Annotated in this window: 30 protein-coding genes; 13 read left to right on the forward strand and 17 right to left on the reverse strand. The window is 66.8% G+C overall.

The genetic code is table 11. The annotated features are described in order from the left end of the window. Positions 1-52 precede the first annotated feature (52 nt). Together thpR and zapE are read right to left on the reverse strand one after the other, a co-directional pair. Positions 53-598, reverse strand: coding sequence for an RNA 2',3'-cyclic phosphodiesterase (thpR, locus tag KTJ87_RS13100; protein ID WP_267139570.1), 546 nt, complete (start codon positions 596-598; stop codon positions 53-55). Continuing rightward, the gene (gene zapE / locus KTJ87_RS13105) at positions 598-1,674 is read right to left on the reverse strand and encodes a cell division protein ZapE (protein ID WP_267139571.1); all 1,077 of its coding nucleotides are present in this window, start codon (positions 1,672-1,674) and stop codon (positions 598-600) included. Before zapE ends, thpR begins: the two co-directional genes overlap by 1 nt. Before the next feature lie 118 nt (positions 1,675-1,792). Here zapE and KTJ87_RS13110 point away from each other — a divergent pair, with 118 nt between their 5' ends. After that, positions 1,793-3,043, forward strand: a complete 1,251-nt coding sequence (locus KTJ87_RS13110; protein ID WP_267139572.1) for an MFS transporter — start codon at positions 1,793-1,795, stop codon at positions 3,041-3,043. Here the strand turns inward: KTJ87_RS13110 and KTJ87_RS13115 are convergent. From KTJ87_RS13115 to KTJ87_RS13125, 3 genes are read right to left on the reverse strand one after another with little or no spacing between them, the layout of a single operon-like run. After that, positions 3,014-3,928 (reverse strand): alpha/beta fold hydrolase, encoded by a 915-nt coding sequence (locus KTJ87_RS13115; protein ID WP_267139573.1) that lies wholly within the window; start codon positions 3,926-3,928, stop codon positions 3,014-3,016. The genes KTJ87_RS13110 and KTJ87_RS13115 overlap by 30 nt on opposite strands. Next, positions 3,925-4,845, reverse strand: a complete 921-nt coding sequence (locus tag KTJ87_RS13120; protein ID WP_267139574.1) for an ornithine cyclodeaminase family protein — start codon at positions 4,843-4,845, stop codon at positions 3,925-3,927. Before KTJ87_RS13120 ends, KTJ87_RS13115 begins: the two co-directional genes overlap by 4 nt. Continuing rightward, positions 4,842-5,465 carry an HAD family hydrolase gene (locus KTJ87_RS13125; protein WP_267139575.1) on the reverse strand — a complete coding sequence of 208 codons (624 nt, stop codon included), beginning with the start codon at positions 5,463-5,465 and terminating at the stop codon, positions 4,842-4,844. The genes KTJ87_RS13120 and KTJ87_RS13125 overlap by 4 nt, the downstream gene beginning before the upstream one ends. 68 nt (positions 5,466-5,533) lie before the next feature. Here KTJ87_RS13125 and KTJ87_RS13130 point away from each other — a divergent pair, with 68 nt between their 5' ends. After that, entirely contained in the window at positions 5,534-6,121 is a 588-nt protein-coding gene (locus KTJ87_RS13130; RefSeq protein WP_267139576.1) for a hypothetical protein, read from the forward strand. Here the strand turns inward: KTJ87_RS13130 and KTJ87_RS13135 are convergent. The 5 genes from KTJ87_RS13135 to KTJ87_RS13155 are packed head-to-tail and all read right to left on the reverse strand — an operon-like array spanning position 6,094 to position 10,683. Continuing rightward, a complete protein-coding gene (locus KTJ87_RS13135) occupies positions 6,094-6,834 on the reverse strand; it encodes an SDR family NAD(P)-dependent oxidoreductase (RefSeq protein ID WP_267139577.1) in 741 nt (246 codons plus the stop codon). The genes KTJ87_RS13130 and KTJ87_RS13135 overlap by 28 nt on opposite strands. Next, the gene (locus KTJ87_RS13140) at positions 6,831-7,394 is read right to left on the reverse strand and encodes a DUF3833 family protein (RefSeq protein WP_267139578.1); all 564 of its coding nucleotides are present in this window, start codon (positions 7,392-7,394) and stop codon (positions 6,831-6,833) included. Before KTJ87_RS13140 ends, KTJ87_RS13135 begins: the two co-directional genes overlap by 4 nt. A 3-nt stretch (positions 7,395-7,397) precedes the next feature. Then, the gene (locus KTJ87_RS13145) at positions 7,398-8,627 is read right to left on the reverse strand and encodes an MFS transporter (RefSeq protein WP_267139579.1); all 1,230 of its coding nucleotides are present in this window, start codon (positions 8,625-8,627) and stop codon (positions 7,398-7,400) included. Next, the gene (locus KTJ87_RS13150; protein WP_267139580.1) at positions 8,624-9,388 is read right to left on the reverse strand and encodes a DUF1365 domain-containing protein; all 765 of its coding nucleotides are present in this window, start codon (positions 9,386-9,388) and stop codon (positions 8,624-8,626) included. The genes KTJ87_RS13145 and KTJ87_RS13150 overlap by 4 nt, the downstream gene beginning before the upstream one ends. Then, positions 9,385-10,683 carry an NAD(P)/FAD-dependent oxidoreductase gene (locus KTJ87_RS13155; RefSeq protein WP_267139581.1) on the reverse strand — a complete coding sequence of 433 codons (1,299 nt, stop codon included), beginning with the start codon at positions 10,681-10,683 and terminating at the stop codon, positions 9,385-9,387. The genes KTJ87_RS13150 and KTJ87_RS13155 overlap by 4 nt, the downstream gene beginning before the upstream one ends. A gap of 219 nt (positions 10,684-10,902) precedes the next feature. Between KTJ87_RS13155 and KTJ87_RS13160 the strand changes: the two genes are divergently transcribed. From KTJ87_RS13160 to KTJ87_RS13170, 3 genes are all read left to right on the forward strand, one after another. Next, positions 10,903-11,442 carry a sigma-70 family RNA polymerase sigma factor gene (locus KTJ87_RS13160; RefSeq protein WP_267139662.1) on the forward strand — a complete coding sequence of 180 codons (540 nt, stop codon included), beginning with the start codon at positions 10,903-10,905 and terminating at the stop codon, positions 11,440-11,442. Between the two features lie 7 nt (positions 11,443-11,449). After that, positions 11,450-12,112, forward strand: coding sequence for a ChrR family anti-sigma-E factor (locus KTJ87_RS13165; RefSeq protein ID WP_267139582.1), 663 nt, complete (start codon positions 11,450-11,452; stop codon positions 12,110-12,112). A gap of 160 nt (positions 12,113-12,272) precedes the next feature. Continuing rightward, positions 12,273-12,890: a LolA family protein gene (locus KTJ87_RS13170; protein WP_267139583.1), complete on the forward strand. Its 618-nt coding sequence runs from the start codon at positions 12,273-12,275 to the stop codon at positions 12,888-12,890. Positions 12,891-12,910: 20 nt separating this feature from the next. On the opposite strand, the gene KTJ87_RS13175 is transcribed toward KTJ87_RS13170, so the two are convergent. Beyond that, positions 12,911-13,495, reverse strand: coding sequence for a transglycosylase SLT domain-containing protein (locus tag KTJ87_RS13175; protein WP_267139584.1), 585 nt, complete (start codon positions 13,493-13,495; stop codon positions 12,911-12,913). Positions 13,496-13,700: 205 nt separating this feature from the next. Here KTJ87_RS13175 and hspQ point away from each other — a divergent pair, with 205 nt between their 5' ends. Further along, positions 13,701-14,027: a heat shock protein HspQ gene (hspQ, locus tag KTJ87_RS13180; RefSeq protein ID WP_267139585.1), complete on the forward strand. Its 327-nt coding sequence runs from the start codon at positions 13,701-13,703 to the stop codon at positions 14,025-14,027. A gap of 4 nt (positions 14,028-14,031) precedes the next feature. On the opposite strand, the gene KTJ87_RS13185 is transcribed toward hspQ, so the two are convergent. From KTJ87_RS13185 to KTJ87_RS13200, 4 genes are all read right to left on the reverse strand, one after another. Further along, positions 14,032-14,421 carry a rhodanese-like domain-containing protein gene (locus KTJ87_RS13185; protein WP_267139586.1) on the reverse strand — a complete coding sequence of 130 codons (390 nt, stop codon included), beginning with the start codon at positions 14,419-14,421 and terminating at the stop codon, positions 14,032-14,034. 15 nt (positions 14,422-14,436) lie between these two features. Further along, positions 14,437-16,017, reverse strand: coding sequence for a gamma-glutamyltransferase family protein (locus KTJ87_RS13190; protein ID WP_267139587.1), 1,581 nt, complete (start codon positions 16,015-16,017; stop codon positions 14,437-14,439). A 246-nt stretch (positions 16,018-16,263) separates the two neighbouring features. Next, positions 16,264-16,740, reverse strand: coding sequence for an ATP-binding protein (locus tag KTJ87_RS13195; protein ID WP_267139588.1), 477 nt, complete (start codon positions 16,738-16,740; stop codon positions 16,264-16,266). Beyond that, a complete protein-coding gene (locus KTJ87_RS13200) occupies positions 16,718-17,074 on the reverse strand; it encodes an STAS domain-containing protein (RefSeq protein ID WP_267139589.1) in 357 nt (118 codons plus the stop codon). The genes KTJ87_RS13195 and KTJ87_RS13200 overlap by 23 nt, the downstream gene beginning before the upstream one ends. A gap of 92 nt (positions 17,075-17,166) precedes the next feature. Here KTJ87_RS13200 and KTJ87_RS13205 point away from each other — a divergent pair, with 92 nt between their 5' ends. From KTJ87_RS13205 to KTJ87_RS13220, 4 genes are all read left to right on the forward strand, one after another. Further along, on the forward strand, positions 17,167-18,345 hold the full coding sequence (locus KTJ87_RS13205) for a thiolase family protein (protein ID WP_267139590.1): 1,179 nt from the start codon (positions 17,167-17,169) through the stop codon (positions 18,343-18,345). A gap of 88 nt (positions 18,346-18,433) precedes the next feature. Continuing rightward, a complete protein-coding gene (locus KTJ87_RS13210; RefSeq protein ID WP_267139591.1) occupies positions 18,434-18,889 on the forward strand; it encodes a GAF domain-containing protein in 456 nt (151 codons plus the stop codon). A gap of 1 nt (position 18,890) precedes the next feature. Further along, positions 18,891-19,277, forward strand: coding sequence for a GFA family protein (locus tag KTJ87_RS13215; RefSeq protein ID WP_267139592.1), 387 nt, complete (start codon positions 18,891-18,893; stop codon positions 19,275-19,277). Between the two features lie 38 nt (positions 19,278-19,315). Further along, positions 19,316-19,963, forward strand: a complete 648-nt coding sequence (locus KTJ87_RS13220) for a pseudouridine synthase (RefSeq protein ID WP_267139593.1) — start codon at positions 19,316-19,318, stop codon at positions 19,961-19,963. 119 nt (positions 19,964-20,082) lie between these two features. Here KTJ87_RS13220 and KTJ87_RS13225 read toward each other — a convergent pair whose 3' ends face one another. Beyond that, positions 20,083-21,522, reverse strand: a complete 1,440-nt coding sequence (locus tag KTJ87_RS13225; protein WP_267139594.1) for an aldehyde dehydrogenase family protein — start codon at positions 21,520-21,522, stop codon at positions 20,083-20,085. Positions 21,523-21,637: 115 nt separating this feature from the next. Here KTJ87_RS13225 and KTJ87_RS13230 point away from each other — a divergent pair, with 115 nt between their 5' ends. The 3 genes from KTJ87_RS13230 (at position 21,638) to KTJ87_RS13240 (ending at position 25,014) form a co-directional block, all read left to right on the forward strand. Then, the gene (locus KTJ87_RS13230; protein WP_267139595.1) at positions 21,638-22,291 is read left to right on the forward strand and encodes a peroxiredoxin; all 654 of its coding nucleotides are present in this window, start codon (positions 21,638-21,640) and stop codon (positions 22,289-22,291) included. A 208-nt stretch (positions 22,292-22,499) separates the two neighbouring features. Next, complete coding sequence (locus tag KTJ87_RS13235) at positions 22,500-22,868, forward strand: DUF4168 domain-containing protein (protein WP_267139596.1); 369 nt, start codon at positions 22,500-22,502, stop codon at positions 22,866-22,868. A 229-nt stretch (positions 22,869-23,097) separates the two neighbouring features. After that, positions 23,098-25,014, forward strand: a complete 1,917-nt coding sequence (locus KTJ87_RS13240; RefSeq protein WP_267139597.1) for a PhoX family protein — start codon at positions 23,098-23,100, stop codon at positions 25,012-25,014. A 65-nt stretch (positions 25,015-25,079) separates the two neighbouring features. Here the strand turns inward: KTJ87_RS13240 and yghX are convergent, their stop codons facing one another. Further along, positions 25,080-25,973: a YghX family hydrolase gene (yghX, locus tag KTJ87_RS13245; protein WP_267139598.1), complete on the reverse strand. Its 894-nt coding sequence runs from the start codon at positions 25,971-25,973 to the stop codon at positions 25,080-25,082. Positions 25,974-25,990 lie beyond the last annotated feature (17 nt).

Genomic DNA, 25,990 nt, shown 5'->3' on the forward strand with positions numbered 1-25,990 from the left:
CCGAAGGCGGCGCAAATCACTGGCTGGACGCGCAAGCTGCGACCGCAAACCCTCACCCCCGCAGCGGATAGTCCGCCAGCGGCTCGTGGATCGCGCCGCCCTTGCCAAGGGTCGAGCGGAACAGCGTGATCTCGTCCACCTCCACCTCGGGCAAAGCCATCCCCGCGTGACGCTCCAGGAACAGCCGCAGCCGCTCCAGCTGCACCGCGTCCAGCCGCTCCGGGAAGCGCGCCAGAGTCACATGCGGGCGGAACCGGCGGCGGGGCAACGCGATCCCGGTGCGGAATGCGGCGCCCTTCACCTTGCCTTGCAACTCGGTCAGGGCGGGCGCCGGCTTCACCCCGGCCCAGAGCGCGGTCGGCTGCCGGGCGCCGAAGGTGCCCAGCCCATGCAGCGCCAGCGTGAAAGGCGCCATCCGCAGCGCGGACAATGCATCGTGCATCTCCTGCGCCTGCTCGTCGGTGATCTCGTCGAGGAAGGCCAATGTCAGGTGCAGCGTTTCGGGGTCCAACAGCCGCCCCTCGGGAAGACGGTCCTGCAGGTCTTCGAGCACCTCCAGCACCTCTTCGGGCATGTCGATCGCCACGAAGGCGCGCATCAGCTCCCCCAGCCGTCGCTTTGCATTTCGCGCAGGCGGGACGCCGTGCGCTCGAACTCGAAACTGCCCTCGCCCTCGAAATACAGCCGTTCGGGCACATCCGCCGCCGAGATCACCAGCCGCGTCCTCGCCTCATACAGCGCGTCGATCAGCGTCACGAAGCGGCGCGCCTCGTTGTAGTTCTCGGAGCTGAGGCGCGGCACCTCCTCGAGGATCAGCACCCGCACCGCCTCGGCCAGCGCAAGGTAGTCGGCAGGGCCGAGCGGCTTGGCGCAAAGATCCCAGAACGTCGCCCGCGCCACACCATTGGCGTAGTCGGGCACCGACACCTCGCGGCCCTTGATCTTCAAGGTCAGCGGCTCTGGCGCGGCGCCGCCCGACAACGCATCGAACAGCGTGTCGATGGCGGCGCGCGCGGCGGCATCGGCGGGGGTGAAGTAGGTGTCCTCTCCCGCCAGCCGGTCCTGACGGTAATCCGCCCCGGCAACCAGATGGTGAACCTCCATCCGCGCCTTGATGAGGTCGATGAACGGCAGGAACAGCTGCCGGTTCAGCCCGTCCTTGTACAGCGCGTCAGGGTGCCGGTTCGAGGTCGTGACCACAACCACGCCGTCCTCGAACAGCTTTTCGAACAGGCGTCCGACGATCATTGCATCCGCGATGTCCGAGATCTGCATCTCGTCGAAGCACAAAAGCCGGATGTCCGACGCGATGCGGGCGGCCACCGGCAGGATCGCGTCACGCGCGCCGGATTTGCGCGCCTCCTCAAGCCCCTGCTGCACCTCTTGCATGAACGCATGGAAATGCACCCGGCGCTTGGCCTGCACCGGGACGGCGGCAAAGAACAGGTCCATCAGCATCGACTTGCCGCGCCCGACCCCGCCCCAGAGATACAGTCCCTTCGGCGGTTCGGGCGGCTTCGAGAACAGCCCGCGTAACCCCTTGCGGTCCGGCACATCCGCAAAGTGCGCCCGCAAGGCTTCAAGGCGCGGCAGCACCTGTTCCTGCGCGGGATCGGGGCGGATGCTGCCGTCCGCGACACGCTGCCTGTAGATGTCCGCGATCGTCTCGGTCATGGCGACGGTCTAGCGTTCGGCAGTGCATAAGAAAAGCTGATGCGACTGTGCACGGATCGGCATTTGACGCGGCGAGCGATTTGGGGACACTCGCGCGGCACGCAGGCCGGATGATCCCATGACCGACACGAAGACGCCGATACTGACCCCCGTCCTGATCGGCGGCTCGATCATCGTGATGATCGGCTTTGCCATCCGCGCCAGTTTCGGCGTCTTCCAGATCCCCATTGCCGAGGAATTCAACTGGCCGCGCGCGGAATTCTCGCTGGCCATCGCGATCCAGAACCTGGCCTGGGGCATCGGCCAGCCGATGTTCGCGGCCTTTGCCGAACGCTTTGGCGACCGGCGGGCGATCTTTCTGGGGGCGCTGGTCTATGCGCTGGGGCTGGTGCTGTCGTCCTACGCGGTGACGCCGGGACAGCACCAATTGTTGGAGATCCTCGTCGGGTTCGGTGTCGCTGGCACAGGGTTCGGGGTGATCCTAGCGGTCGTGGGGCGTGCGGCGTCGGACGAAAACCGGTCAATCTCACTTGGCATCGCCACGGCGGCGGGATCGGCGGGGCAGGTGTTCGGCGCGCCGATGGCGGAATGGATGCTGGGCTTCATGTCCTGGCAGAACGTGTTCCTGGTGTTCGCGGCGATGATCCTTCTGGCGCTTCTGGCGCTGCCGATGCTGCGCGCGCCGGTCACCGCAGAGCGGCAGGGCATCACCGAGACGATGGGCCAGAACCTGACCCGCGCGTTTCGCGATCCGTCCTACAGCCTGATCTTCCTGGGGTTCTTTTCCTGCGGCTATCAGCTTGGCTTCATGACCGCGCATTTCCCTGCCCTCGTGACCGAGATGTGCGGGCCGATCCTGCCGGGCGGCATCCTGCACAGCATCGGCATCACCACGACCTCGGCGCTGGGGGCGGTGGCGATCTCGCTGATCGGCCTCGCCAATATCGCGGGGACGATCTATGCGGGCTGGCTGGGCAAGCGGTATTCCAAGAAATACCTGCTGGCAGGCATCTATGTCGGGCGCACGATCGCGGCGGCGGCCTTCATCGTGATGCCGATCACGCCGGTGTCGGTGCTGGTCTTCTCGGTCGTCATGGGGTCACTGTGGCTGGCGACGGTGCCGCTGACCTCGGGGCTGGTCGCGCAGATCTACGGACTGCGCTACATGGGGACGCTCTATGGCATCGTGTTCTTCAGCCACCAGCTTGGGTCGTTCCTGGGCGTGTGGCTGGGCGGGCGGCTTTATGACGCCTACGGCACCTACACCGCCGTCTGGTGGGTCGGCGTCGCCATCGGCGCGTTCAGCGCCATCGTGCACCTGCCGGTGAAAGAGCAGCCGCTAGCCGCCCGCCCCGTCGTCGCCGCGTAGCGCATCCAGCACCGCACCCGGATGCGTGAACGGCAAGCCGTGTGCTGCGCCGTGCACCACCGTGTTGCGGGCGCCGGGGTTCAGCGCGATGAAGCGGTCGCGCGCGGCCAGCGGAATGACGGTGTCGGCCTGGCCCCAGATCGCGGTGACTGCGACCGTGCTTGAGGCGATCTTGCGGTGTTCGTCTTCCAGCGTCTCGGCCAGCATCCCGCGCTGGCTGGACAGGACGGCTTGCAGATAGCCGCGCGTCTTCAACTCTCGCTCCAGCGCCTCGGTCACGGCAAGGACGGCGGGGCGCGAGGCGCGGGCAGAACGGCGCAGCGTGCGCGCCCCGAAGGCCAGCATCAACCAGTCACCAAGCCCCGGAACCCCGGCGGCGATCCGCGCCATCAGCCCCGGCTGGTGACGGATACCCGCAGGCGCCAGAAGGACAAGGCGGCTGACCTGTTCGGGGTTGGCGGCGGTGTAGGCGGCGGCGATGCTGCCGCCCATCGAATAGCCGATCAGCGTCACCGGCCCATCCACGCCCTGATCCCGCAAAAGCTGAGACAGCTGCGTCAGGAAGAAGCCGCGCGAATGGTGCGCGTCGGGCCGGTCGGACAGCCCGCGCCCGAACAAATCATAGGTCAGCACCCGGTGGCCATCAGCGGCCAGCCCGTCCGCGATGGCGCCCAAGGCGATCATCGGCGTGGTCAGGCCATGGATGCAGACCACCACGTTGCCGTCCTCGGGGCCGCGCCAGCGGTAGTGCGTCACGCCCTCTGACAGCGGCGCAAGGCTGGCGTCCGCGCCGGTGCGGCGCTTGGCGACGGGGACGCGCTGCCACTCCATCACGACGGGCCAGACAGCGATCGTGGCGAGGAATGCGGCAAGCGTCCAGATCATCGCGCGTCCCACGCGGCCAGGATGTAGCGCGCCGTCATCAGGTCAAGATGCGCGCCGCCGCCGTTCTTGAACACCGTGATCTCGTCGTCCGAGGCGCGGGCGAACCTTCCGCTCGCAAGATCATAGTAATCCGCCACCACGTCGCCCGGCGACAGCACGCCGCGCGCGATGGGATCTTTCAGCTCGCCGATATGGCTGATCGTGCTATCGCGGCTGTCAACGAACAGGCGGCCCGCCGTGATCGCGGCATCGTCGGCCTCGCGCATGTCGGGGCGAAAGGCGCCGATCAGGTCAAGGTGCTGGCCGGGCCGCAGCCACGCCCCCCGGATCACCGGACCGCGAGACATCGTGGCGCAGGTGATGATGTCAGCCTCGGGCACGGCTGCCGCCAGGTCGGCGGCGACCGTAGTGCCGGGATAGGCGGCGGCGATGCTTTCCGCCTTGGACGTGGTGCGGTTCCAGATCGTGAAGGTCGCGTCCGGGAAGGCCGCGCCATAGGCCTCGCGCAAGGATGCCGCGACAGTGCCCGCGCCGACGATCAGGATCTTGCGGCTGCCGGGGCGTGCCAGCCTGCGCGCCGCCAGAAGACTGTCGCCCGCCGTCTTCCATTTGGTCAGCAGGTGGAAATCGACGACCGCCTGCAGGGTGCCGTCCGTGTCGGAATAGAGACACGCACCGCCGTTGACCGAGGGCTGCCCATGACCGGGGTTGCCCGGAAAGATCGTCGCCGATTTCACCAGAAGACCCAGCCCGTCGATCCAGGCGGCGCGGTTGAGCAGCGTATCCTCGCCCCGGTAGAGAAAGCCGTCGGTGATCTCGGCCTTGGGCTTGCCGTGGTCTTCGGCCAGCGCGTCGGTCAGCGCCAGCCAGTCCAGCAGCGGCTCGGCCTCGTCGAAGGGGATGATGCGGGCGGTCATGGCGCGGCCTCCGAGTCCGTCAGCAGTCCTTCGGACACCAGACGCGCGGCCCATCCTTCGGGCGCCTCAAACAGGTGCCCGTTCCAGCCGCGCGCCTCGGCGGCGACGATGTTCTCGGGGCGGTCATCGGCGAAGAGCAGCGTCTCGGGGGCAAGGCCGGTTGCATCCTCGACGGCGCGGTAGATGGCGGGATCGGGCTTGATAAGCCGCAGATCGCCCGAGATGAAGCGGCGGTCGAACTCGGTCAGGAACGGGTATTCGGCATCCGCCATCTTCAGCGTCGCAACGCCGAAGTTCGACAGCGCAAAGACCGGCACGCCTTTGGAGCGCAACGCCCGCAGCAGCGCCACGGAATGCGGAATGACCGGCCCCAGCATCTCGATCCAGTGCGCTTCCCACAACATGATCTCGTCGTGCCAGTTCGGGTGCGCGGCGGCGCTTTGCCGGATGCGGGTCGAGAAATCGTGGCCCCGGTCGATGTCGAGGTTCATCTCGCGCACGTCCGTCCCGGCGAACAGCCCGGCGCGGCGATCCGGCCCGATCAGGCGGTCGTAGACCGGCTCGGGGTCCCATCCGATCAGCACGTTGCCGATATCGAAGACGACGGCGTTGATCGTCATGGTTGTATTCCTTTGGCCCGGGGTCTGGTATCGTTCGCGGCAGCCGCGACGTCTGCCCGGGGGAAGACATGAAGGACCGGAACGCACAGGACAAGAGCAACGGGTTCTATACCCGCGACCTGCCCGCCATCGCCTGCCTTGGCGCGGTGATCCTTCTGGTGCTGCACCTTGGATCGGACACGATCAAGGTGGACGGCCCCGCGCTGGGCCTGTTCGGCTTTGCCATCGGCATCTGGTTCCTGCCGATCATCAAGAAGTTCAAGCTGGGCGACACCGAGATCGAGTTGTGGGACCGGCTGGAGAAGATCGAGGACGACCAGAAGAAGGTTGTCGATGCCCTGTCAGATCCGCGCGAGGCGGGGTTTGTCGTCAGGGGCTTCGCCAGAAACGCCACAGACACCGAAACGCGGGACGTGGCGCTGTTGCGGGCGCTCGGAAATCCCGGCGCTCCCTTGCGTCCTGCGCACGCGGCGGCTGGCGATGTGTCCGGCACCCACCAGATGGACGAGCGCGAGGCGACCGCGCGCCTTTCGCGGCTGACGACGCAGGGGCTGGCGATCCGGCTGCATGGGTCCAAGGGCCCGGTCTGGGGCCTGACGCCCGAAGGCCGCGCCATGATCGCGGGCGGTCAGCCCTTGGAAGAGAACAGCCGGTAATACGCCCAGTCGGGCAGGAACTGGCTGGCGCGGAACATCGTGGACATCGCCCAGGGAAAGCCCTTCTTGAAGCGGTCGGTGCCCATGTGCTCGAAAATCTCGCGGGCGCCGTCCTCGGGCTCCATTATCATCGGCATCTTGAAATCGTTCTTCTCGGTCAGCCGCGTCTTGATGAAGCCCGGGTTCACGACCTGCACGCGCACGCCGGTGCCCTTGAGGTCGGCATGGAGCGATTCCGCCATGTACATCACCGCAGCCTTGGACATCCCGTAGGCCGTCGCGCCCGGCAGCCCGCGAAAGCCCGACAGCGACCCCGGCAGGACGATATGCCCACGCCCGCGCTTGAGCATGTCCGGCAGCACGGCACCGACTGCGCGGATCGCGCCGCCAGCGTTGACGTCCAGCATCGTGAGGTTCTTGCCGGTGTCCCAGTCGGACGCACCGAGCGGCCAGTAGACGCCCGCCATCAGGACCATGCCGTCGATCTCGCCGATGTCACGCGCCGCGGCCTCGACCGCCTCCTGGTCGGCGGCATCGACGGTCACATAACTGGCGCGGCCCGGCAATTCATCCACCAGTGCCTTGAGATCATCCTCGCTGCGGGCGCTGACGATCAATTCGCACCCGGCCCGGCTCATCTGGTGGGCGAGGGCCCGGCCCAGACCGGCGGATGCGCCGATCAGCCAGTAACGCTGTGTGCTCCAGTCGATCACGATACCTCCTTCGGCCGCATCGTGGCGACCAGTTCAACGACGGTGATGCCATACTTGCGAAACTGGCTTCGGTTCACGATCGTTCCGCCTTCGACCAGATACATCCAGTCGACGGCGTCCAGTTCGTGCCCGCCCGCATCCTTCGGCAGCTTGAGACGGTATTTCAGGCGCACGCCCGGCCCCATCTGCTGCCCCGTGCCGGTGCCGACTACATCGGGGGCCGTGGCCTTGAGCGATCCGTCCTCGGCGACCTCTATGGTCCAGTTGCGGTGCTGGGTCGCGCCGCTGTCATAGCGGAACTCCTCGACCATGGTGCCGACGTTGCCGTCCCAGGTCACGTCCATGTCGGCGACAAAGCGCGAGGCGACACGGCCGGTCGGGCCAAAGATCACGCCCTCGCAAAGGAAGGCGCCGTTCAGGTGTTTGCGCAGATCGAAGCCGGGCGCGAGGTTGCGCATCTCTTCGGGGCGCTGCGCGCGGAAGGTCAGGAAACGCGATCGCAGCCAGACCGCGAGAAGGGTCAGGGCCACGCCGGTCAGCAGGTAGATCAGGCCTTCCATGGTTCAGCCTTCCTCCACATCGGTTGCATACAGAAGCCAGATCGCGGCGAGTTTCAGCGCGCAGGGCACAACCGCGTAAAGGATCGTCAGGGTCGCCAGCGCCTCGGCATCGTTCTGGCCACCCGACCGGAACCCCGCCGCCTGAAGGATCGGCAAGAGCGACACCGCCGCAATCGCCAGCGTCGCCTTGGACGCGAAGGACCACAGGCCGAACCCCTGCGCGCCGCTGGGCGACACCTGCGCCATACGGCGGGCAAAGAGCGCGGGCAGAAGCGTCAGGTCGGCGCCGACCGCCGCGCCCGACACGATGCAGACGGCGGCGAATATGGCGGTGTCGCCGCTGCCCAGAAATGCCGCGACGGCGAAGCTGGCGATGGCCAGCGCCATGGCGGACAGAAGCACCGGCTTGGCACCGTGCTGGGCCGCAAGCCGCGACCACAGCGGCGCGGAAACCGCGGCGGACAGGAAAAACAGCAGCAGAAGCGGCCCCTCGAAGCCCGGCGCATCCAGACGGCTTTCCACGAAGAACAGGAACAGGGTCGAGGTGATGGCCAGCGGCGTGGCGTTCACCAGCGCGACCAGCAGAAGCCGCCGCGCCAGCCGGTCGCCCAGCACCTCGGCGATGCGCGGCGGCGCGCCGGTGGCGACTGCCCGCCATTCGGGTCGCATCAGCGCGGCGGCGACCAGCGCCAGCACGGCAAAGACGACGGCGAACACGGCGAAAGGCGCGCCCGTCGGCAGAAGGACGGTCGGCGCAACGGCGGCAAGGCAGACGCCGATCAGCGCGCCGGTCTCGCGCCAGGCGGCAAGCCGGACATGGCCGTTGCCGCCCAGCCCTTCCGCCTTGGCGACGCCTTGCGCGTAGAAGGTGATCGTCAGAAAGCTGAACCCCGAGAACAGCACCGTCAGCGTCAGCGCGAACCACAGCACCGGCGCCACGGGAGGCGCGGCGGCGAACAACCCGATCATCGCGGCGCCCATCGCGGCGGCGGTGATCGTCACGGATGCCGCGCGGCGCTGCCGCAACCGCTCTGCCATCCAGCCGAGCACGGGGTCCTGCACCACGTCGACCAGCCGCATCAGGCCCAGCACCAGCCCCAGCGCGGCAAGGCTGACGCCGAACTCGTCGACGTAGAACTTGGGCGCATGGATGTAGATCGGCAGCCCCGCCATGGCGAGCATCGCGGCAAAGGCAGAGTAGGCCGGAAGGCGCGCGGGGACTGCCGCCGTCATCGCGACACCTCGTCGGGCGGCGGCAGCGGCCGGTTGCGATAGCGCGCGCCCTTGAGCCGCAGCTTGAGCGCCTGCCAGAAGATCAGCACCAGCACCCGGCGCGAGCCGAAGGGGCGGCGCAGGCACGCCCGCAGGATCGCGCGATTGGTCAGCGGGCGGCGGCGGCCCGTCAGGGTCGCGTAGAGGCGTTCCTCACCGGCCCGAAAGTCGATCCAGACACCGACCCTGTCGGCGCGAAGGTCAAAGCGAAAACGGTAGCCGCCCGCGATGTCCTGGAACGGCGAGACGTGGAACACCTTGCGCGCCTCCAGCGTGTCGCGGGACGTGATCGGCGACAGATCGTCGTGGTGGCAGAGATAGGAATGCCGGTCGCCGAAGGTGTTGGACACCTCGGCGACGACGACGCGCAGCGCGCCAGCCGCGTCGTGGCAAAGCCAAAAGCTGACGGGGTTGAACACATGCCCCAGAACGCGCGGCTGGGCCAGAAGCTCGATCCGCGCGGGATCAAGGCCGATCCCGTGGGCCCCCAGCACCTCGCGCACCCAGGCGGCGCCGCTCCCTGACTTCGGTGCGCCGCCGTGGTCGGCGTCGCTAAGCGAGAACAGGTTCCAGCGGTTGCGCGAGAACAGGTGCGGCGCCTGCAGCGCCTGCGCTTCGGCGTCGAGGCAGACGTAGTCGATGGAATAGCGGAATGCGTTGTCCACCCCGCCCTGGCGCCCGTGAAACGTCTCGCCCGCGATATGATCGACGCGCGGCGTCACTCGGCCGCCATCGTCGTCGCACCGGACCGGCGCATCGCCTCGACCACATCGACCGCGCTGGACAGCCCGTCCTCGTGAAACCCGTTGCGCATCCAGGCGCCGCAGAACCACGTCCGGTTGGTGCCATTCATCGTTCTCACCAGGTCCTGCCCGGCAAGCGTATCCAGTGTGTAGACCGGATGCCGGAACGTCGCCTGATCGTAGATCAGGTCCTCGCGGATGGTGCGGGTGCTGTTCAGCGTGACGAACATCGGATCGCTGTGCGGGATCGGCTGCAGCGAGTTCATCCAGTAGGTCAGATCGATGCGGTCGGACCGCTTGTCCGCATCCTCGGTATAGACCCAGGAGGCCCAGGCTTTGCGCCGCCGGGGCATCATCCGCTCGTCCGCGTGCAGGACCATGTCGTTGGGCTGGTAGGAGACGAGTCCCAGCGCCGTTGCCTCGTCCGGTGACGGGTCAGAGATCAGGCGCAGCGTGTCGTCGGCGTGAGTGGCAAAGACCACGTCGTCAAAGCCTTCCCAGTCGCCCCCCGTCGCCCGCACCTCGGCCGACCCGGCCTGCCTGCGCACCCCGGCGACAGGCGCGGACAGCCGCACGTCGACGCCCCGCGCATAGAGGCGATGGCCCAGCCGGTCGACATACTCGCGCGAACCGCCTTGCACGGTATACCACTGGTGCTGCCCGGAGGTGTCCAGAAGCGCGTGATTGCGGAAGAACTCCACCATCGCCTTGGCGGGGAAGTCGAGGATGCCTTGGGTCGGCGTCGACCAGATCGCGCCCGACAGAGGCGTCAGGTAGTAGTCGCGGAACCAGTCGCCGGTGCCGAGCACGGCAAGGAAATCGCGGATCGTCATGCCGGGATCGCGCGCCACGTCCAGCGCCCGCGCGTTGAAGCGCAGGATGTCGCGGATCATGCCGTAATACTGCGGGCGCACGATGTTGCGCCGCTGGGCAAAGACCGAGCCGAAATCCTTCAGCCCGAACTCGAGCCAGCCGCCCCGGATCGACGCGCCGAAACTCATGTCGCTTTTCGCAACCGGCACGTCCAGTTCCTCGAACAGGCGCGTCAGGTGCGGGTAGTTGGCATAGTTGAACACGATAAAGCCGGTATCGACCGGCTGGTGGCCATTGCGCCCCGCCAGCACCGTGCGCGCATGACCGCCAAGGCGAGGTTCTGCCTCGAACAGGACCACATCGTAATCACCACTTAAGAAATACGCGGCCCCAAGGCCAGATATTCCACCACCCACCACCGCAATCCGCTTGCGCGGCGGCTGTCCCAGTTCAAAAGGCATGAAAGCTCCCGGTTTCCGTCTTGGTCTATACGCCGAGACGGCTGGGACAGATTTGAAATCGTAAAGATTCTGACTGATCCGGTTTGACCCTGCCGCCGTAAGATAGGCATGTTCAACGCGCTGAACCAGCCTGCACACGCCGATGCGACGTCGTATCTGCCCGCCACCGGGGCTGCACGGCTGGCTTGGACAGGCAATAACAAGGGTCGAGAGCGCCGGATGAGCAAGCAAGAGGCCGACTGGGTCGCCTGCATGCAGGCGATCACGTTGCATCAGGATCAGGACGCCTTCGTCGCCCTGTTTCGGCACTTTGCCCCCCGGGTGAAGTCTTTCCTGATGAAAAGCGGATCAAGCGATTCGCTGGCCGAGGAATGTGCCCAGGAGGTCATGGCGACCGTCTGGAACAAGGCGGACCGTTTCGACCCCTCTCGGGCCAGCGTGGCGACGTGGATCTTCACCATCGCCCGCAACCGCAGGATCGATGCGATCCGAAAGCAGCGTCGGCCCGAACCCGAGGATCTGACCTGGGGACCAGAGGCAGAACCGGACCAGGCCGACGTGATGGCTCTTCAGCAGGAGAGCGAGAAATTGAACAAGGCGATCGCCGACTTGCCCGCCAAGCAGCGCGAGTTGATCGAACGGGCGTATTTCGGCGACCTGAGCCATAGCGAGATCGCGGCTGAAACGGGACTGCCGCTAGGAACCATCAAGTCGAGAATCCGGTTGGCGCTGGATCGTCTGCGGCACGCGATGGGATGAGGAAGACATGACGATCAGACACCATCTGAGCAACGAATTGATCTGGGCCTACTCGGTCGGAGAGCTTCCCGAGGCGTTCGATCTTGTCATCGCGACGCATGTGTCGATGTGTGACGAATGCCGCGCACGGCTGGAAAGCCTGAACGCCCTGGGCGGCGCGGTTCTGGAGCATGTCGAGCTTGCCGACATGGACGAGGACGCGCTGCACCGCACACTTGCTCGCACGCAAGGCGTCGGCGATATCCGTGGTCGCGGAAAGGATGCCATACGCGCCGATCTGCCGGGAACGCCGGTCTTGCCGCAGCCCTTGCGCGACTATGTCGGCGGCGATTTGGCGCAGGTGGCATGGCGTCCGGTGGGCGGCGGTGTGCGGCAGGCGATCCTGCCCACGGCCAAGGGCGCGACGGCGCGGTTGTTGTCGATTCCGGCCGGTGCAGCAGTGCCCGACCACGGCCACCGCGGCACAGAGTTGACGCTGGTGCTGCAGGGCGCATTCGCCGACGAGACCGACCGCTTCGGACCCGGCGATGTGGAAATCGCGGATGAAGACCTTGAACACTCGCCGGTGGCCGAGGCGGGCGAGACCTGCATCTGCCTTGCCGCGACCGATGCGCCATTGCGCTTCAGCTCGTTCCTGCCGCGCCTTGCGCAGCCGTTCCTGCGGATCTGAAGGGGCTTCCAGGCAGCCGTGTTGCTAGGCCCGGGCACACCTGCCTGGGCCTTTTGCTATCGGATAACGACGGCAGGATATCGCCTATCCGCACGCGATCGTGCAGGGTCGAGACTGACTGCGGGGTGACAAGGCCCCGCCCCGTTCCTAGGTGATCCGCATGACCAGATTGACCCGCCGTGCCCTTCTTGCCGCCCTGCCCGCCGCCGCGCTGGCCCCTGCCGTCTTTGCGCAGGACCAGCAGAAGCTGCCCTTGGCAGACATCTCGAGCTATCTGAACGGATTGCAGACCGTTTCGACGGCGTTCACGCAGGTGAACGCGGACGGCACGATCTCGACCGGCACGCTGTATATCCAGCGCCCCGGCCGCGCGCGGTTCGAATACGAGCCGCCGAACGAGGCTCTGGTGATGGCGGGCGGTCAGCAGGTGGCGATCTTCGACGACAGGTCGAACTCCGCGCCCGAGCAATACCCTCTCAGCCGCACGCCGCTTAACCTGATCCTGGACCGCAACGTGGATCTGGACCGGGCCAACATGGTTGTCGGACATGACTTCGACGGCACCGCGACAACCGTTGTCGCACAGGATCCGGCGCATCCCGAATACGGCACCATCGCGCTGCGCTTTACCGGGCCGCCGGTGGAACTGCGCCAGTGGGTCATCACCAACGGCGATGGCACCGAGACGACGGTCGTGCTCGACCGGCTGGTGCCGCGCGACAATATCCCGGCGATCCTCTTCAGCATTCCGCAGGAAATGGCGCAGCGCGGCCAGTAAGGCCGCGTCAGCACATTCGGTCAGGCACGTCCGCAGGAGGCCAGTTGCAACTGGTATTTCTGCGCCCGCGCCGCAACCTCTGACGACACCCGCAGAAGCCATGGCTTGGCGTTGTAGCTGGCGCGCGCATAGCCGCCCCGGCCCTCGTGATAGGCAAGGTACTGGTTGCGCGCGTCATGCAGCGGGATGTTAAGCGAATCGCGGCTGGCGACCATGTACCACCCCATGAAATCGGTGGCGTCGTCGATGTCGTCACGCTTGGCCGAAAAGTTGCGGGTCGAGGCCTTGTACTCGTCCCAGGTGCCATCGAGAGCCTGGCTATAGCCATAGGCGGACGATTGCCGACCCATCGGGATCACGCCAAGCGTGAACCGCAGCGGGGTGCGCGCGTTGCCGACGAATTTCGATTCCTGGTAGATTGTCGCCATCTGAACGGGCACGGGAACGCCCCATTTGCGTTCGGTGGCCCGCATGGCGCGGAAGTATTGGGGGCGCTCATCCACGATGGCGCAGGCGTTTTCCAGGTTGCGCGGCTGCGAGTAATTCGCGCTGCCACACCCGGACACCAGCACCAACAGGAGCACGGCTCGGATAATTCTCTGCATCTGCCTCTCGCTCGAAGTATGTTCTTCGTTGAGTGGCACCATAGCCGATAACCGGCCCTGTGGAAATCTTTGATCCCTCGCGCAGGCGTGATGGGCGGCAAACTGTCGGACGGGGCTGCACAGAGTGTTTCCGCTGATCCGGCCCTCGCGTGATGGACAGAACGGGCTTTTAAACGATAGCCAAGGTGATGTAGGGGTCCGGGCCATGTTCAAGACGCGTGCGAAATATCATCTCGGCCAGGTCGTCCGGCACCGGAAGCATCCCTTTCGTGGCGTGATTTTTGACGTCGATGCGATGTTTTCGAACACTCAGGAATGGTACGAATCGATCCCCGAGGAAAGCCGCCCCTCGAAGGAACAGCCGTTCTATCATCTCCTGGCCGAGAACGATCACAGCTACTACGTCGCTTATGTTTCCGAACAGAACCTCGTCCCGGACTATTCGGGCGAGCCTGTGGACCACCCCGACCTCGCCGATCTGTTCGGCGATTTCGAGGACGGTCACTATCCGCTGCACTTCCAGCTGAACTGATCGCTTAGCCCTTCGTTTCGATCGGGCGCTCTTCGGCCTTCCAGGCGGCGAACCCGCCGTCCATCTCGGCGACATTCTCCACGCCCATGTCCTGCAGAGCCTTGGCGGCCAGCGCGGACCGCCACGCACCGCCACAATAGAGGATCAGCGTCTTGTCCGTCGCCAGTTCGGCGCGGTGATAGGGGCTGGCCGGGTCGATCCAGAATTCCAGCATTCCGCGCGGGGCATGGACCGCGCCGGGCACTTTGCCTTCGCGCTGCAATTCGCGCACGTCGCGGATGTCGACGAACACCGCCTCGCCCGCGTCCACCTGCGCCTGCGCCGCGTCCATCGACAGCGTGGTGATCTCGGCCTTGGCCGCCGCCACAAGGTCGCTCACGGGTGTGATCGGCATCTCGCGGTCTCCTTCTCAATAGCCCAGCGCGCAGCCATCCTTGCGCGGATCGGACGCGCCGACCAGCACGCCATTCGCGTGGTCGAGCCGGATCGCCTGCGCGCCGCCGATGGCGGTGTGCGGAACCTCGACCTTGTGGCCCATGTCGGTCAGGGCCTGCCGCACGGCGTCGGGATAGCCCCGCTCGACGTTCAGAACGCCCTGGTCGAAAAAGCTGCGCGGCGCGTCGATCGCCTGTTGTGGCGACATGCCGTAGTCCACCACGTTCGTCAGGAACCGGGCATGCCCGTTCGGCTGATACGCGCCGCCCATCACGCCGAACGGCATCACCACCTTGCCGTCCTGCCGCAGCATCCCCGGAATGATCGTGTGCATCGGCCGCTTCCCGCCCGCAGCCTCGTTCGGATGGCCTTCGGTCAGGGTGAACCCGGCGCCACGGTTCTGGAACAGGATGCCGAAGCGGTCGCTGGCAAGGCCCGAGCCGAAGTTGTGGAAGATCGAATAGATCAGCGACACGCACATCCGGTCAGCATCGACGACGGTGATGTAGATGGTTTCCTTGTGCACCGATTCCGAGATCGCCGCCGGGTTCGCCATCGCGCGCGCGGGGTCGATCAGCGCGGCCAGCGCGCGGGCGGTATCCTGTGACAGCATATGATCCAGCCGGGTCATCGTCGCAGGGTCCGACAGAAAGCGGTTGCGCGTGTCATAGGCCAGCTTGGCCGCCTCGGCCTCGATGTGGATGCGCTGCGCGCCCAGCGGGTCCATCGACGGCAGATCGAACTCCGCCAGGATGTTCGCCATCAGGATCGCGGTCGCGCCATGCCCGTTCGGCGGATGCTCGACCAGTTCGGTGCCCTTGTAATCGCCCGAGATCGGATCGACGTAGTCGCAGGCGGTCGCGGCGAAATCGTCTAGCGTATGGGTGCCGCCCAGCGCGGTCAGCGACGCGACCATATCCTCGGCCACCTCGCCCTCGTAGAACCCGGCGCGCCCTTCCAGTGCGATGCGGCGCAGCACCTCGGCCTGCTGGGTGTGGCGGAACATCTGGCCCACGTGCGGCACCTTGCCGCCGTTCAGGTAGAACCCGCGCGCCGCCCCCTGAAGACGCGATTCGGCGGTCTGCCAGTCGAAGGCCACGCGCGGCGCGACGGGGATGCCCGCCTCGGCGTAATGGATCGCGGGCGCCAGCGACATGGCCAGCCCGGCCTTGCCCCAATCCGCGGACAGGCGGCAGAACGCGTCCACGGCGCCCGGAACGGTCACAGCCTCGGCGCCCATGTCGGGCACGATTGTGTGCCCGGCGCCGCGCATGGCGGCGGCGGTCAGCCCGGCAGGTGCCCGGCCCGACCCGTTCAGCGCATGGATCCTGTCGTCGCCCGGCGGTGTGAACAGCACGAACCAGTCGCCGCCAATGCCGGTCATCTGCGGTTCGGCGATCCCCAGAAGGACCGCCCCCGCGATGGCCGCGTCGACCGCGTTTCCGCCAGCTTCGAGGATCTGGATCGCCGTCTTGGCCGCCAGCGGGTGCGACGTGGCGCACATGCCGTTCGCGGCAAAGACCTCGGATCGGCCCGGCTGTTGGAAATCGCGCATCGTGTCTGTCCTCCCTCGTATCGGGCGGACGTTAGGCGGCGATGGGCGGGAAGGGAAGAGATGTCCTCGGCGCCGTGCCATGGGTGGGGGCAATGAAGGCGCGGCGCCGAGGGAAGCTTTTGCAGCTACAGGATCTAATTGCCCGGCGATTCGGGCAGGGGCATGGCAAAGGCGGGGTGGTTTCGCGCCGCCAGAGTGACGGCGGCGCTTTGCGGACCTGCGCCGTCCCGGTGGCCACGAGGTCCTCTACACGGCTGCACCGACACCGCTGCGCAGCCGCAGGGCGGTGACGTTCCACCCAGCCTGCCGGTCATGGCGCAGCCCCTCGCCCAGCATGTGGATCAGCGGCCAGCCATAGCCGCCTTCCGCCGCCCCGGCAGCATCGCCCGCGGGCAGGACGGGCGCGCACAGAAGATGCGGAGGAAGCGGCCGTCCGTCGTCGCGCACCTCGACCGCGACACCTCGGCGCGAGGCGGTCAGCTTGACGTCAAGGATGCCCGGCGCCGCCCTCGGCCTGCCATGTTCGACGACGTTGTTCATCAACTCGGCCAGCAGCAGTTCAAGCTCAGCGCAGGTATCCGCGCCGAACCCGGCCAGCCGCATGTCGCGCATCAGGTTCTCAAGCACCCGGCGCACCGACAGGGCGGTCGCCGGAAAGACGCAGCGCCGGTCCACCCTGCGCGGCGCACGCAGCATGGCGTCAGGAGGCGCGGCGAAGCCCATCGACAACCTCCCCAAGGTCGGGATGGATGACAAAGACGCGGTCCATCCGGGTCAGCAGGAACACCTTTTCCACCGCGCCCGAGACCCCTGTCAGTTCCAGCCGCCGCGCCGGGGCCAGCGCCTTCATCACCGCGATCACCGCACCAAGCCCGCTCGAATCCAGAAACCGCACCGCAGACAGGTCGAGCACCACGCGCCCCGGCGCCTCCTGCGTCGCCCGCAGCAGCGCATCCTTGAACTCTGCACAGATCGCGGCATCCACCCGCGCGCCCGTGACCGCGACAACCCGCAGTCCATCATGATCCACCGTCTCAAGCATCTTCGTCTCAAGCATCTTCGGGCGCCTCGCACAGAAACCTCGAACACAGTCTGGACCCCAATCGTTAGCATTCGGTAAGCATGGTCCAGCCAGTGAGGGAGAAGACGATGACCGAGGTATTGATCGCAGGCGCGGCCCGCACGGCGATGGGCGGCTTTCAGGGCGCGCTGTCCGGCGCCACCGCAGCCGAGCTTGGCGGCGCCGCGATCCGCGCCGCGCTGGACGGCGCCGGTGTGGACGGCGCGCATATCGAAGAGGTCCTGATGGGCAACGTGCTGGGCGCGGGCCAGGGCCAGGCGCCCGCGCGGCAAGCCGGGTTCGCCGCAGGCCTGTCCGACGCGATCCCTGCGACGACGCTCAACAAGATGTGCGGCTCGGGGATGAAGACGACGATGATCGCCGCCGACCAGATCGCGCTGGGGCGCAATGCCATCCTTGTCGCGGGCGGCATGGAATCGATGACCAACGCGCCGTATCTCCTGCCCAAGATGCGCGGCGGCGCGCGGCTCGGCCACGGCGCGGTGGTGGACCACATGTTCCTCGACGGGCTGGAAGACGCCTATGACAAGGGCCGTCTGATGGGCACCTTCGCCGAGGATTGCGCCGAGGCGTTCCAGTTCACCCGCGAGGCACAGGACGGCTATGCGCTGCGCTCGCTGCAGAACGCACTCGACGCGCAAGCCTCCGGCGCATTTGCCGACGAGATCACGCCGGTGACGGTCCGCACCCGCAAAGGCGACACGACCGTCTCGGAAGACGAACAGCCCGGGCAAGCGCGCCCCGACAAGATCCCGCACCTCAAACCCGCCTTCCGCAAGGACGGCACGGTGACGCCCGCCAATTCATCGTCGATCTCGGACGGCGCGGCGGCGCTGGTGCTGGCCTCTCCCGAAGCCGCCGAGGCGCATGGCCTGACCGTCCGCGCCCGCATCCTCGGCCATGCCACCCATGCCCAGGCGCCGGGCCTGTTCACCACCGCCCCGGTTCCCGCCGCACAAAGGCTGCTGGACCGGATCGGTTGGACCACCGCCGACGTCGATCTTTGGGAAGTGAACGAGGCCTTCGCCGTGGTGCCGATGGCCTTCATGCGCGAGATGGGGCTTGGCCGGGACATCGTGAACGTCAACGGCGGCGCCTGCGCGCTCGGCCATCCCATCGGCGCCAGCGGCGCCCGGATCATCGTCACGCTGCTGAACGCGCTGGAACGCCGCAACCTAAGGCGCGGGGTTGCGGCCATCTGCATCGGCGGCGGTGAGGGAACCGCCATCGCCATCGAACGTATGTAGGCGCCCCGTTCCCATCTTTGGTCTTCAAATACCTCCAGGGGGGTCTGGGGGGACAGCGTCCCCCCAGCCTCTGCCAGACAGGATGCCCATGACCGCCGACTACGCCGCGCTCGCCAGGACCATCGCCAGCCTCACCGAGGGCGAGACGGACACCGTCGCCCTGATGGCGACGCTGGCCTGCGAAATCCACCACGCCGACGACCGCTTCGACTGGACGGGGTTCTACCGCGTCACCGAACCGGGTTTGCTGAAGATCGGACCCTACCAGGGCGGGCACGGCTGCCTCGTCATCCCGTTCGACAGGGGTGTCTGCGGCGCGGCCGCGCGCACCGGCGAGGTGCAGCTTGTGCCCGATGTCGACGCCTTCCCCGGCCATATCGCCTGCGCCTCCTCAACCCGGTCGGAACTCGTTCTGCCGGTCCGCAACGGCGCGGGCGAGGTCATCGCGGTGCTGGACATCGACAGCGACCGGCCCGGCGCGTTCACCCCCGCCGACGCAGAGGGGCTGGCCGCGATCCTGCAGGATGTCTTCGGGAGGCTCTGAGATGACGCACGAGATCAAGGGCGGCTGCCTGTGCGGCGGCGTGCGGTTCACCCTTGCCGGACCATTGACCGAGGCGTCGGCCTGCCACTGCGGGCAGTGCCGCAGGTCGAGCGGGCATCACTGGGCCTCGGTCCACATGCCGCGCGCGGCCTATGACTTCGCGGCGGACGAGACGCTGCGCTGGTACGACAGCTCGCCCGGCGTGCGGCGCGGGTTCTGCGGCACCTGCGGGGCCTTCCTGTTCTGGGACAAGGCGGACGAGGACGCGATGTCGGTGTCGATGGGCGCGCTCGATACGCCGACGGGCACCCGGCTGGCGCGGCACATCTTCGTGTCCGGCAAGGGCGACTACTACGACATCGCCGACGGGTTGCCGCAAACGGACTGATCTTGCCGCCGCGCGCCCGGCACGGTAGCGCGGGGCGCATGGACAGCCTCTATGACCCGCCGACCGATCCCCTGACGGTGATCCACGCCGATCACGAGATCCTGCTGGTCGACAAGCCTGCGGGCCTGTTGTCCGTGCCGGGCAAGGGCGATCACCTGTCCGACTGCCTGCTCGCCCGCGTGCAGGCGGCCTATCCCCAGGCGCTGCTGGTCCACCGGCTGGACCGCGACACCTCGGGTGTGATGATCTTTGCGCTGACGCCCCATGCCCAGCGCCACCTCGGGCTGCAGTTCGAAAAGCGGTATACCAAGAAGGTCTATGTCGCGCGGCTGTGGGGGGAGTTGTCGCCAAGGACCGGCACCGTCGATCTGCCGCTGATCGTGGACTGGCCGAACCGGCCGCTGCAGATGGTCGATCACGAGAACGGCAAGGCCGCGCAGACCGACTGGCGCGTGATCCGGCACGAGGACGGCACGACGCGGGTGCGGCTGTATCCCAAGACCGGACGCTCGCACCAGTTGCGGGTGCACATGCTGTCGCTTGGCCATCCGATCCTGGGCGATCCGTTCTATGCCGAAGGTGCGGCGCGGGAGTATCCGCGCATGATGCTACACGCGGAAAGCCTGAAGATCCGGCATCCCGACGGCGGTGTCGGGGTCGGTTTTTCCGCCAAATGTCCGTTCTGATGGAACCAACCGGTTTCGCGTGCTGACGCACGCGACCGCCGGGGGAGGCGTTGCCTCCCCCGGACCCCCTCCAGAGTATTTGCGGACCAAAGATGAAGACGGGGGAGTCCCGGGCGGGGTCAGGCGCCCCAGCCCGAGACGGCCTTGACCTCGCAGAATTCCTCGAGCCCCCAGATGCCGCCTTCGCGGCCGTTGCCGGACGCCTTGTAGCCGCCGAAGGGTGACCCGGCGGCGCGGGACTGGCCGTTCATCTCGACCATGCCCGAGCGCAGGCGACGGGCGAGGCGCTGGCGGCGCGCGTCATCGCCGCTTTGCACGTAGTTGGTCAGGCCGTAGGGCGTGTCGTTGGCGATTTTCAGCGCCTCGTCCTCGGTGTCGAAGGGCATCATCGACAGGACCGGGCCGAAGATTTCCTCGCGCGCGATGGTCATGTCGGGGGTGACGTCGGCAAAGACGGTCGGGCGCACGAAATAGCCGCGGTTGGTGCCTTCGGGGCGACCGAGCCCGCCCGCGACCAGCCGTGCACCTTCGTCTATGCCGGTCTGGATCAGGTCCTGGATCTTGTCGAACTGGGTCTGGCTGACGACAGGCCCCATGTGGCGGCCTTCCTGATGGGCGCTCGCGACGGCGAGACCCTCGGCCGTCTCGCGCGCGGTCTCGACGGCGGCATCATAGGCGGGGCGTTCCACAAGCATCCGGGTCGGTGCGTTGCAGGACTGGCCGGAGTTGTTGAAGCAGTGCAGGGCGCCGCGCTTGACGGCCTTGTCGTCGGCATCGGCGAAGACGATGTTCGCGCCCTTGCCGCCCAGTTCAAGGCTGACGCGCTTGAAGCTGTCGGCGGCGGCCTTGGAAATGAGCGCGCCCGCGCGGGTCGAGCCGGTGAAGGAGATCATGTCGACATCCGCATGCGTGGACAGCTGCGTGCCGACGCCCGGCCCGTCGCCGTTCACCATGTTGAACACGCCCCCGGGCAGGCCCGCCTCGTCCATCATCTCGGCGAAGACGATCGAGGACAGTGGCGCGATCTCGGACGGTTTCAGCACGCAGGTGCAGCCCACCAGGAGCGCCGGGATCACCTTGAGCGTGACCTGGTTCATCGGCCAGTTCCACGGCGTGATCATGCCGACGACGCCGATGGGATCGTAGAGGATGCGGTCCTCGGGGGCGTGATCGCCAAGCATCCGCTCGTGCTCGAACGACTTGTACAGCTGGATGAACGTCTTGGTGTGCCCCGCGCCCGCGCCCCACTGGCTTTGCCGGGCCATGCCGATGGGCGCGCCCATCTCCATCGAGATTGCCTGCGCCATGTCTTCGGAGCGGGCCTTGTAGACGGCCAGGAAGCGTTCCAGCGCGGCGATGCGGTCGGCCTTGGACGTGCCGTAGGCCCAGCCCTCGAAAGCGGCGCGCGCGGCGGCGACGGCGGCGTCGGTGTCGGCCTGGCCCCCCAGCGAGATCGTCGCGCAGGCGTCTTCCGTCGAGGGGTCGATCACCGCGAGGTCATTGGGCGATGCGGGAGAAACCCAGGCTCCGTCGATGTAGAAATTGCGTGCGTTCTGCATGGCTGTCTCCCTGTGGCGTGGCGACACCTTGTCACCGGCCAATGGGGGCCGCAAGTAAGGGGAGAGCGGCGCGGGGTGACCCTGCGCCAAGGACCATCCGAGAAGGAGTTTCCCCATGGCACTTCGCATCAACGACACCATCCCCGACATGACCGTCCCGACGGACCAGGGCGAGATCCGCCTGCACGACTGGATCGGCGACAGCTGGGCGATCCTGTTCTCGCACCCCAAGGACTTCACGCCCGTCTGCACCACCGAGTTCGGCGCCGTGGCGCAGCTGGCCGAGGAATGGGAAAAGCGCGGCACCAAGGTGATGGGCATTTCCGTCGACGGCGTCGAGGACCACAAGAAATGGAAGGGCGACATCGAAAGCTTCGGCGGTGCGGCGGCGGGGTTCCCCATCGTGGCGGATGAGGATCTTGCGCTGTCCAAGGCCTTCGACATGCTGCCCGCCGAGGCCTATCTGCCGGACGGGCGCACGCCCAATGACACCGCGACGGTGCGCGTCGTCTACATCGTCGGGCCGGACAAGAAGCTGAAGCTGTCGATGACCTATCCGATGACCGTGGGGCGCAACTTTGCCGAGGTTCTGCGCGCGCTGGACGCGCTGCAGACATCGACCAAGCACGGCGTGGCGATGCCCGCCAACTGGGCGCAGGGCCAGGACGTCATCATTCCGGCCACCGTGTCGAACGAGGATGCGACCGCGAAGTTCGGCGAGTTCACGACCCACCTGCCCTATCTGCGGATGACCAAGCAGCCGAGCTGATCCGGGCCCCGCACGGCAAGGAAGGCCCGCCGCGATGGCGGGCCTTTTGCGTTCTCACGTCTGCGCCGCACGGCGGGATCGTGCCGGGTCTTGGGGGGCTTTCAGCAAGGCCCCGCCGACGGGTTTGCGGCGCTTGGGTGTGGCCAATAGCTGTTGGGGGACCGGGCGGATCCCCGCACGGCTTGAACCACAGACCCAGGAGGACTTCATGGAACTTCGCAAGACCGCCAGCGTGATGACCCTTGCCGCCCTGATGGCAGGCGCCGCCCCCGTGGCCGCCGTTGCCCAGATGCAGGACGGCGCGGCAGCAGGCGCCGAAGTATCCGACGGCGAGATCGACGCGTTCATCGTCGCCTACGAGGATGTGCTGGCCATCGACGAGGAATATGGCGCGCAGATGCAGCAAGTCTCGGATCAGGAAGAGATGCAGCGCCTTCAGGAAGAGGCGCAGATCCGGAAAGCGCAGGCCGTGGAAGCCGCGCCGGACATCGAGGTCGACCGCTATGTCGAGATCCTGACCATCGCGCAGAACGACCCGGACCTGACGGCGCGGATCGTGGAAGAGTTGCAGAACTGAGGCGCGTCGCGGGCCGCCACAGCCCTTTCAAGGACATGCCCCCGGCCCCCGTGATGCCCACGGGGCCGGGGGCTTTCAGTTGTTCGTGACTTTCGCCGCTGCAAGGTGCCTTTCTTCAAATCGTTACAAAGTCTACAAATAAAGTTTGCCCAGGATCACTAGCTACCGTTCGACGCGCCGACGCAGGCGCCGCCGGTGTACCCAGAATCATGATCCAGGGAGACGACCCATGAAAGACGATCAAACCCACCTGTCCGCAGACGATTGGGATGAACTGCACTTCCCGCGCCCCGAAGGAAACGAGTTCGACCGCGTGGTCGAGCGCGCGATCTCGCGCCGCGGCTTCCTTGGCGGCGCTCTTGCCTTCGGGTCCGGCGCGGCCGTGATGGGCACCGCGTTCCTAAAGGGCACGTCGGCGATTGCGCAGCAGGCCACGCGCTTTGCCTTCACGCCGATCGAAGCCCAGACCGACGACACCATTCACGTGCCCGAGGGCTACAGCTGGGACGTCCTTGTCCGCTGGGGCGATCCGCTGTTCTCGGACGCGCCCGCGTTCGACGCGACCAACGCCGTCCCCGCAGCGGGTTCGGACCGCGTGTTCGGCGAGAACACCGACGGCATGGAGCTGTTCAGCATCAACGGCCGTGAAATCCTCGTGGTGAACTCCGAGTACACCAACAACGCCATCAACCTGCCCCACACCGCAAAGGGCGTCCCGGAATCGGCCGAGGATGTCCTGACGCTGCAGAACATGCAGGGCGTTTCGGTGATGGAGGTCGCGGAAGGCGATGACGGCTGGTCGGTCGTGGTGGACAGCCCGTTCAACCGCCGCATCACCCACAACACCCCGATGCTGATCGACGGCCCCGCCGCCGGTCACGCGCTGTTGCAGACCGAGGCTGATCCGACCGGCACGCAGTCGCTTGGCACCTTCAACAACTGCGGTTCGGGCCGGACGCCCTGGGGCACCTACCTGACCTGCGAAGAGAACTTCAACGGCTACTTCGGCGCCACCGCAGAGGTCGCTGCGGATGAGATCGTGATGGAGCACTACCAGCGCTATGGCGTCTCCACCAAGGTCGATCCGGGCCGCTACAACTACCACGGCTTTGATGCGCGATTCGACGTGTCGAAGACCCCCAACGAGCCGCACCGCGCGGGCTACATCGTCGAGATCGACCCGTCCAACCCGGAGTCCACCCCGGTCAAGCGCACGGCGCTGGGGCGCTTCAAGCACGAGAACGCGGCATCCGCCGTTGCTCCTGACGGGCGCGTCATCGTCTACCTCGGCGACGACGAGCGCGGCGAGTTCATGTACAAGTGGGTGTCGCGCGACATCTACGTGCCGGGCGGCGACACCTCGACCCTGCTGTCCGAAGGCCAGCTGTTCGCCGCGAAGTTCAACGATGACATGACCGGCGAATGGCTGCCGCTCACCCCCGAGGCCACCGGCATGTCCGCCGCCGAGATCGCCATCTTCACCCGCACCGCAGCCTCGAACGTCGGCGCGACCACGATGGACCGTCCCGAGTGGATCGCCGTCAACCCGGTCGCGATCGAAGCCTATTGCTGCCTGACCAACAACAGCCGCCGCGGCGCGACCAATGACGACGGGTCGCTCCGCACCAACGCGGGTGGCGACGAGATGTCCGTCAACGCTCCGAACCCGCGCGAGACCAACAACTACGGCCAGATCGTGCGCTGGCGCCCCGAGAACGACGACCACGCCGCAAGCGGGTTCCAATGGGATCTCTACGTGATGGCGGGCAACCCGACCGTCGCCGACGGACCCTATGCCGGAAGCGAGAACATCAACGCGGGCAACCTGTTCAACTCGCCCGATGGCATGGTCATCGACTCGACCGGCCTGATCTGGATCCAGACCGACGGCGACGATTCCAACGAAGGCGAGTTCGCCGGAATGGGCAACAACCAGATGCTGGCAGGCGACCCCGTCACAGGCGAGATCCACCGCTTCCTGACCGGCCCGAACGGCAGCGAAGTGACGGGTCTGTGCTGGTCGTCGGATCGCCGTACGATGTTCGTCGGCATCCAGCATCCCGGCTCCAGCTGGCCGGACGGCGAAGGCATCCCGCGCTCGTCCGTGATCACCGTCAAGCGCGACGACGGCGCAATGGTCGGCTGACCGGCAGCGACAGACGAAAACGAAGGGCGCGCCGGATCGGCGCGCCCTTCTTCATGCCAAGCCGGTCAGGCCAGCTTTTCCGCAAAGAAGGCCAGCGTCCGGTCCCAGGCCAGCGTCGCCGCCGCCTCGTCGTAGCGGGGCGTCGTGTCGTTGTGGAAACCGTGGTTCACATCAGGGTAGAAGTGGACCGAGAATTCCTTGCCGTTCTCTTCCAGCGCGGCGCCATAGGCTTCCCACCCTGCGTTGATGCGCTCGTCCAGACCGGCGTAGTGGATCATCAACGGCGCCTGGATGGCGGGCACGTCGGCCACATCGGGCTGGCGTCCGTAGAACGGCACGCTTGCGGCGAGGTCCGGGTAGGCCACGGCAAGCGCATTGCAGACGCCGCCGCCATAGCAGAACCCCACGGCACCGACCTTGCCGGTCGATCCCTCATGGTCGCGCAGCACCTCGAAGGCGCGGAAGAAATCCTCCATCAGCTTCGCGCCGTCGATCTGGCCTTGCATCTCGCGGCCCTGCTCGTCAGTGCCGGGATATCCGCCAAGCGGCGACAACCCGTCGGGACCAAGCGCGAGGTATCCCGCCTTGGCCGCGCGGCGCACCACGTCTTCGATATAGGGGTTCAGGCCCCGGTTTTCGTGCACCACCAGAACGGCGGGCAAGGGGCCGGTCGCGCCCGCAGGCTTGGCCATCAGGCCGCTGATCTCGCCGTTGCCCTCGGGGCTGTCGTAGGAGAAGCGCATCGTCTCGATCTCGGGATCGTCCGGCGCGACCTGCTGCGCCCAGGCATAGTTCGGCTGAAGCTGTTCAAGGATCATCGCGCCGGTGACACCGGCGGCGGCATAGCGCCCGGCCTGCGCAATGAAGTCGCGTTTGGTGATCTTGCCGTGTACGTAGCCGTCAAAGATCTCGAGGATGCGAGGATCGAAGTCGCTCGCCTTCTTGCGGTTCGCGGTCATGTCTGGTCCCCCTGATG

Origin of the sequence: Anianabacter salinae, assembly GCF_019061145.1 — a bacterium.
GTDB lineage: Bacteria > Pseudomonadota > Alphaproteobacteria > Rhodobacterales > Rhodobacteraceae > Anianibacter > Anianibacter salinarum.

Bases quoted from the DNA above. Each gene is read 5' to 3' on its own strand.
- thpR (WP_267139570.1), bottom strand. From the start codon at position 598: ATGCGCGCCTTCGTGGCGATCGACATGCCCGAAGAGGTGCTGGAGGTG.
- zapE (WP_267139571.1), bottom strand. From the start codon at position 1,674: ATGACCGAGACGATCGCGGACATCTACAGGCAGCGTGTCGCGGACGGC.
- KTJ87_RS13110 (WP_267139572.1), top strand. From the start codon at position 1,793: ATGACCGACACGAAGACGCCGATACTGACCCCCGTCCTGATCGGCGGC.
- KTJ87_RS13115 (WP_267139573.1), bottom strand. From the start codon at position 3,928: ATGATCTGGACGCTTGCCGCATTCCTCGCCACGATCGCTGTCTGGCCC.
- KTJ87_RS13120 (WP_267139574.1), bottom strand. From the start codon at position 4,845: ATGACCGCCCGCATCATCCCCTTCGACGAGGCCGAGCCGCTGCTGGAC.
- KTJ87_RS13125 (WP_267139575.1), bottom strand. From the start codon at position 5,465: ATGACGATCAACGCCGTCGTCTTCGATATCGGCAACGTGCTGATCGGA.
- KTJ87_RS13130 (WP_267139576.1), top strand. From the start codon at position 5,534: ATGAAGGACCGGAACGCACAGGACAAGAGCAACGGGTTCTATACCCGC.
- KTJ87_RS13140 (WP_267139578.1), bottom strand. From the start codon at position 7,394: ATGGAAGGCCTGATCTACCTGCTGACCGGCGTGGCCCTGACCCTTCTC.
- KTJ87_RS13145 (WP_267139579.1), bottom strand. From the start codon at position 8,627: ATGACGGCGGCAGTCCCCGCGCGCCTTCCGGCCTACTCTGCCTTTGCC.
- KTJ87_RS13155 (WP_267139581.1), bottom strand. From the start codon at position 10,683: ATGCCTTTTGAACTGGGACAGCCGCCGCGCAAGCGGATTGCGGTGGTG.
- KTJ87_RS13160 (WP_267139662.1), top strand. From the start codon at position 10,903: ATGAGCAAGCAAGAGGCCGACTGGGTCGCCTGCATGCAGGCGATCACG.
- KTJ87_RS13165 (WP_267139582.1), top strand. From the start codon at position 11,450: ATGACGATCAGACACCATCTGAGCAACGAATTGATCTGGGCCTACTCG.
- KTJ87_RS13170 (WP_267139583.1), top strand. From the start codon at position 12,273: ATGACCAGATTGACCCGCCGTGCCCTTCTTGCCGCCCTGCCCGCCGCC.
- KTJ87_RS13175 (WP_267139584.1), bottom strand. From the start codon at position 13,495: ATGCAGAGAATTATCCGAGCCGTGCTCCTGTTGGTGCTGGTGTCCGGG.
- hspQ (WP_267139585.1), top strand. From the start codon at position 13,701: ATGTTCAAGACGCGTGCGAAATATCATCTCGGCCAGGTCGTCCGGCAC.
- KTJ87_RS13185 (WP_267139586.1), bottom strand. From the start codon at position 14,421: ATGCCGATCACACCCGTGAGCGACCTTGTGGCGGCGGCCAAGGCCGAG.
- KTJ87_RS13190 (WP_267139587.1), bottom strand. From the start codon at position 16,017: ATGCGCGATTTCCAACAGCCGGGCCGATCCGAGGTCTTTGCCGCGAAC.
- KTJ87_RS13195 (WP_267139588.1), bottom strand. From the start codon at position 16,740: ATGGGCTTCGCCGCGCCTCCTGACGCCATGCTGCGTGCGCCGCGCAGG.
- KTJ87_RS13200 (WP_267139589.1), bottom strand. From the start codon at position 17,074: ATGCTTGAGACGAAGATGCTTGAGACGGTGGATCATGATGGACTGCGG.
- KTJ87_RS13205 (WP_267139590.1), top strand. From the start codon at position 17,167: ATGACCGAGGTATTGATCGCAGGCGCGGCCCGCACGGCGATGGGCGGC.
- KTJ87_RS13210 (WP_267139591.1), top strand. From the start codon at position 18,434: ATGACCGCCGACTACGCCGCGCTCGCCAGGACCATCGCCAGCCTCACC.
- KTJ87_RS13215 (WP_267139592.1), top strand. From the start codon at position 18,891: ATGACGCACGAGATCAAGGGCGGCTGCCTGTGCGGCGGCGTGCGGTTC.
- KTJ87_RS13220 (WP_267139593.1), top strand. From the start codon at position 19,316: ATGGACAGCCTCTATGACCCGCCGACCGATCCCCTGACGGTGATCCAC.
- KTJ87_RS13225 (WP_267139594.1), bottom strand. From the start codon at position 21,522: ATGCAGAACGCACGCAATTTCTACATCGACGGAGCCTGGGTTTCTCCC.
- KTJ87_RS13230 (WP_267139595.1), top strand. From the start codon at position 21,638: ATGGCACTTCGCATCAACGACACCATCCCCGACATGACCGTCCCGACG.
- KTJ87_RS13235 (WP_267139596.1), top strand. From the start codon at position 22,500: ATGGAACTTCGCAAGACCGCCAGCGTGATGACCCTTGCCGCCCTGATG.
- KTJ87_RS13240 (WP_267139597.1), top strand. From the start codon at position 23,098: ATGAAAGACGATCAAACCCACCTGTCCGCAGACGATTGGGATGAACTG.
- yghX (WP_267139598.1), bottom strand. From the start codon at position 25,973: ATGACCGCGAACCGCAAGAAGGCGAGCGACTTCGATCCTCGCATCCTC.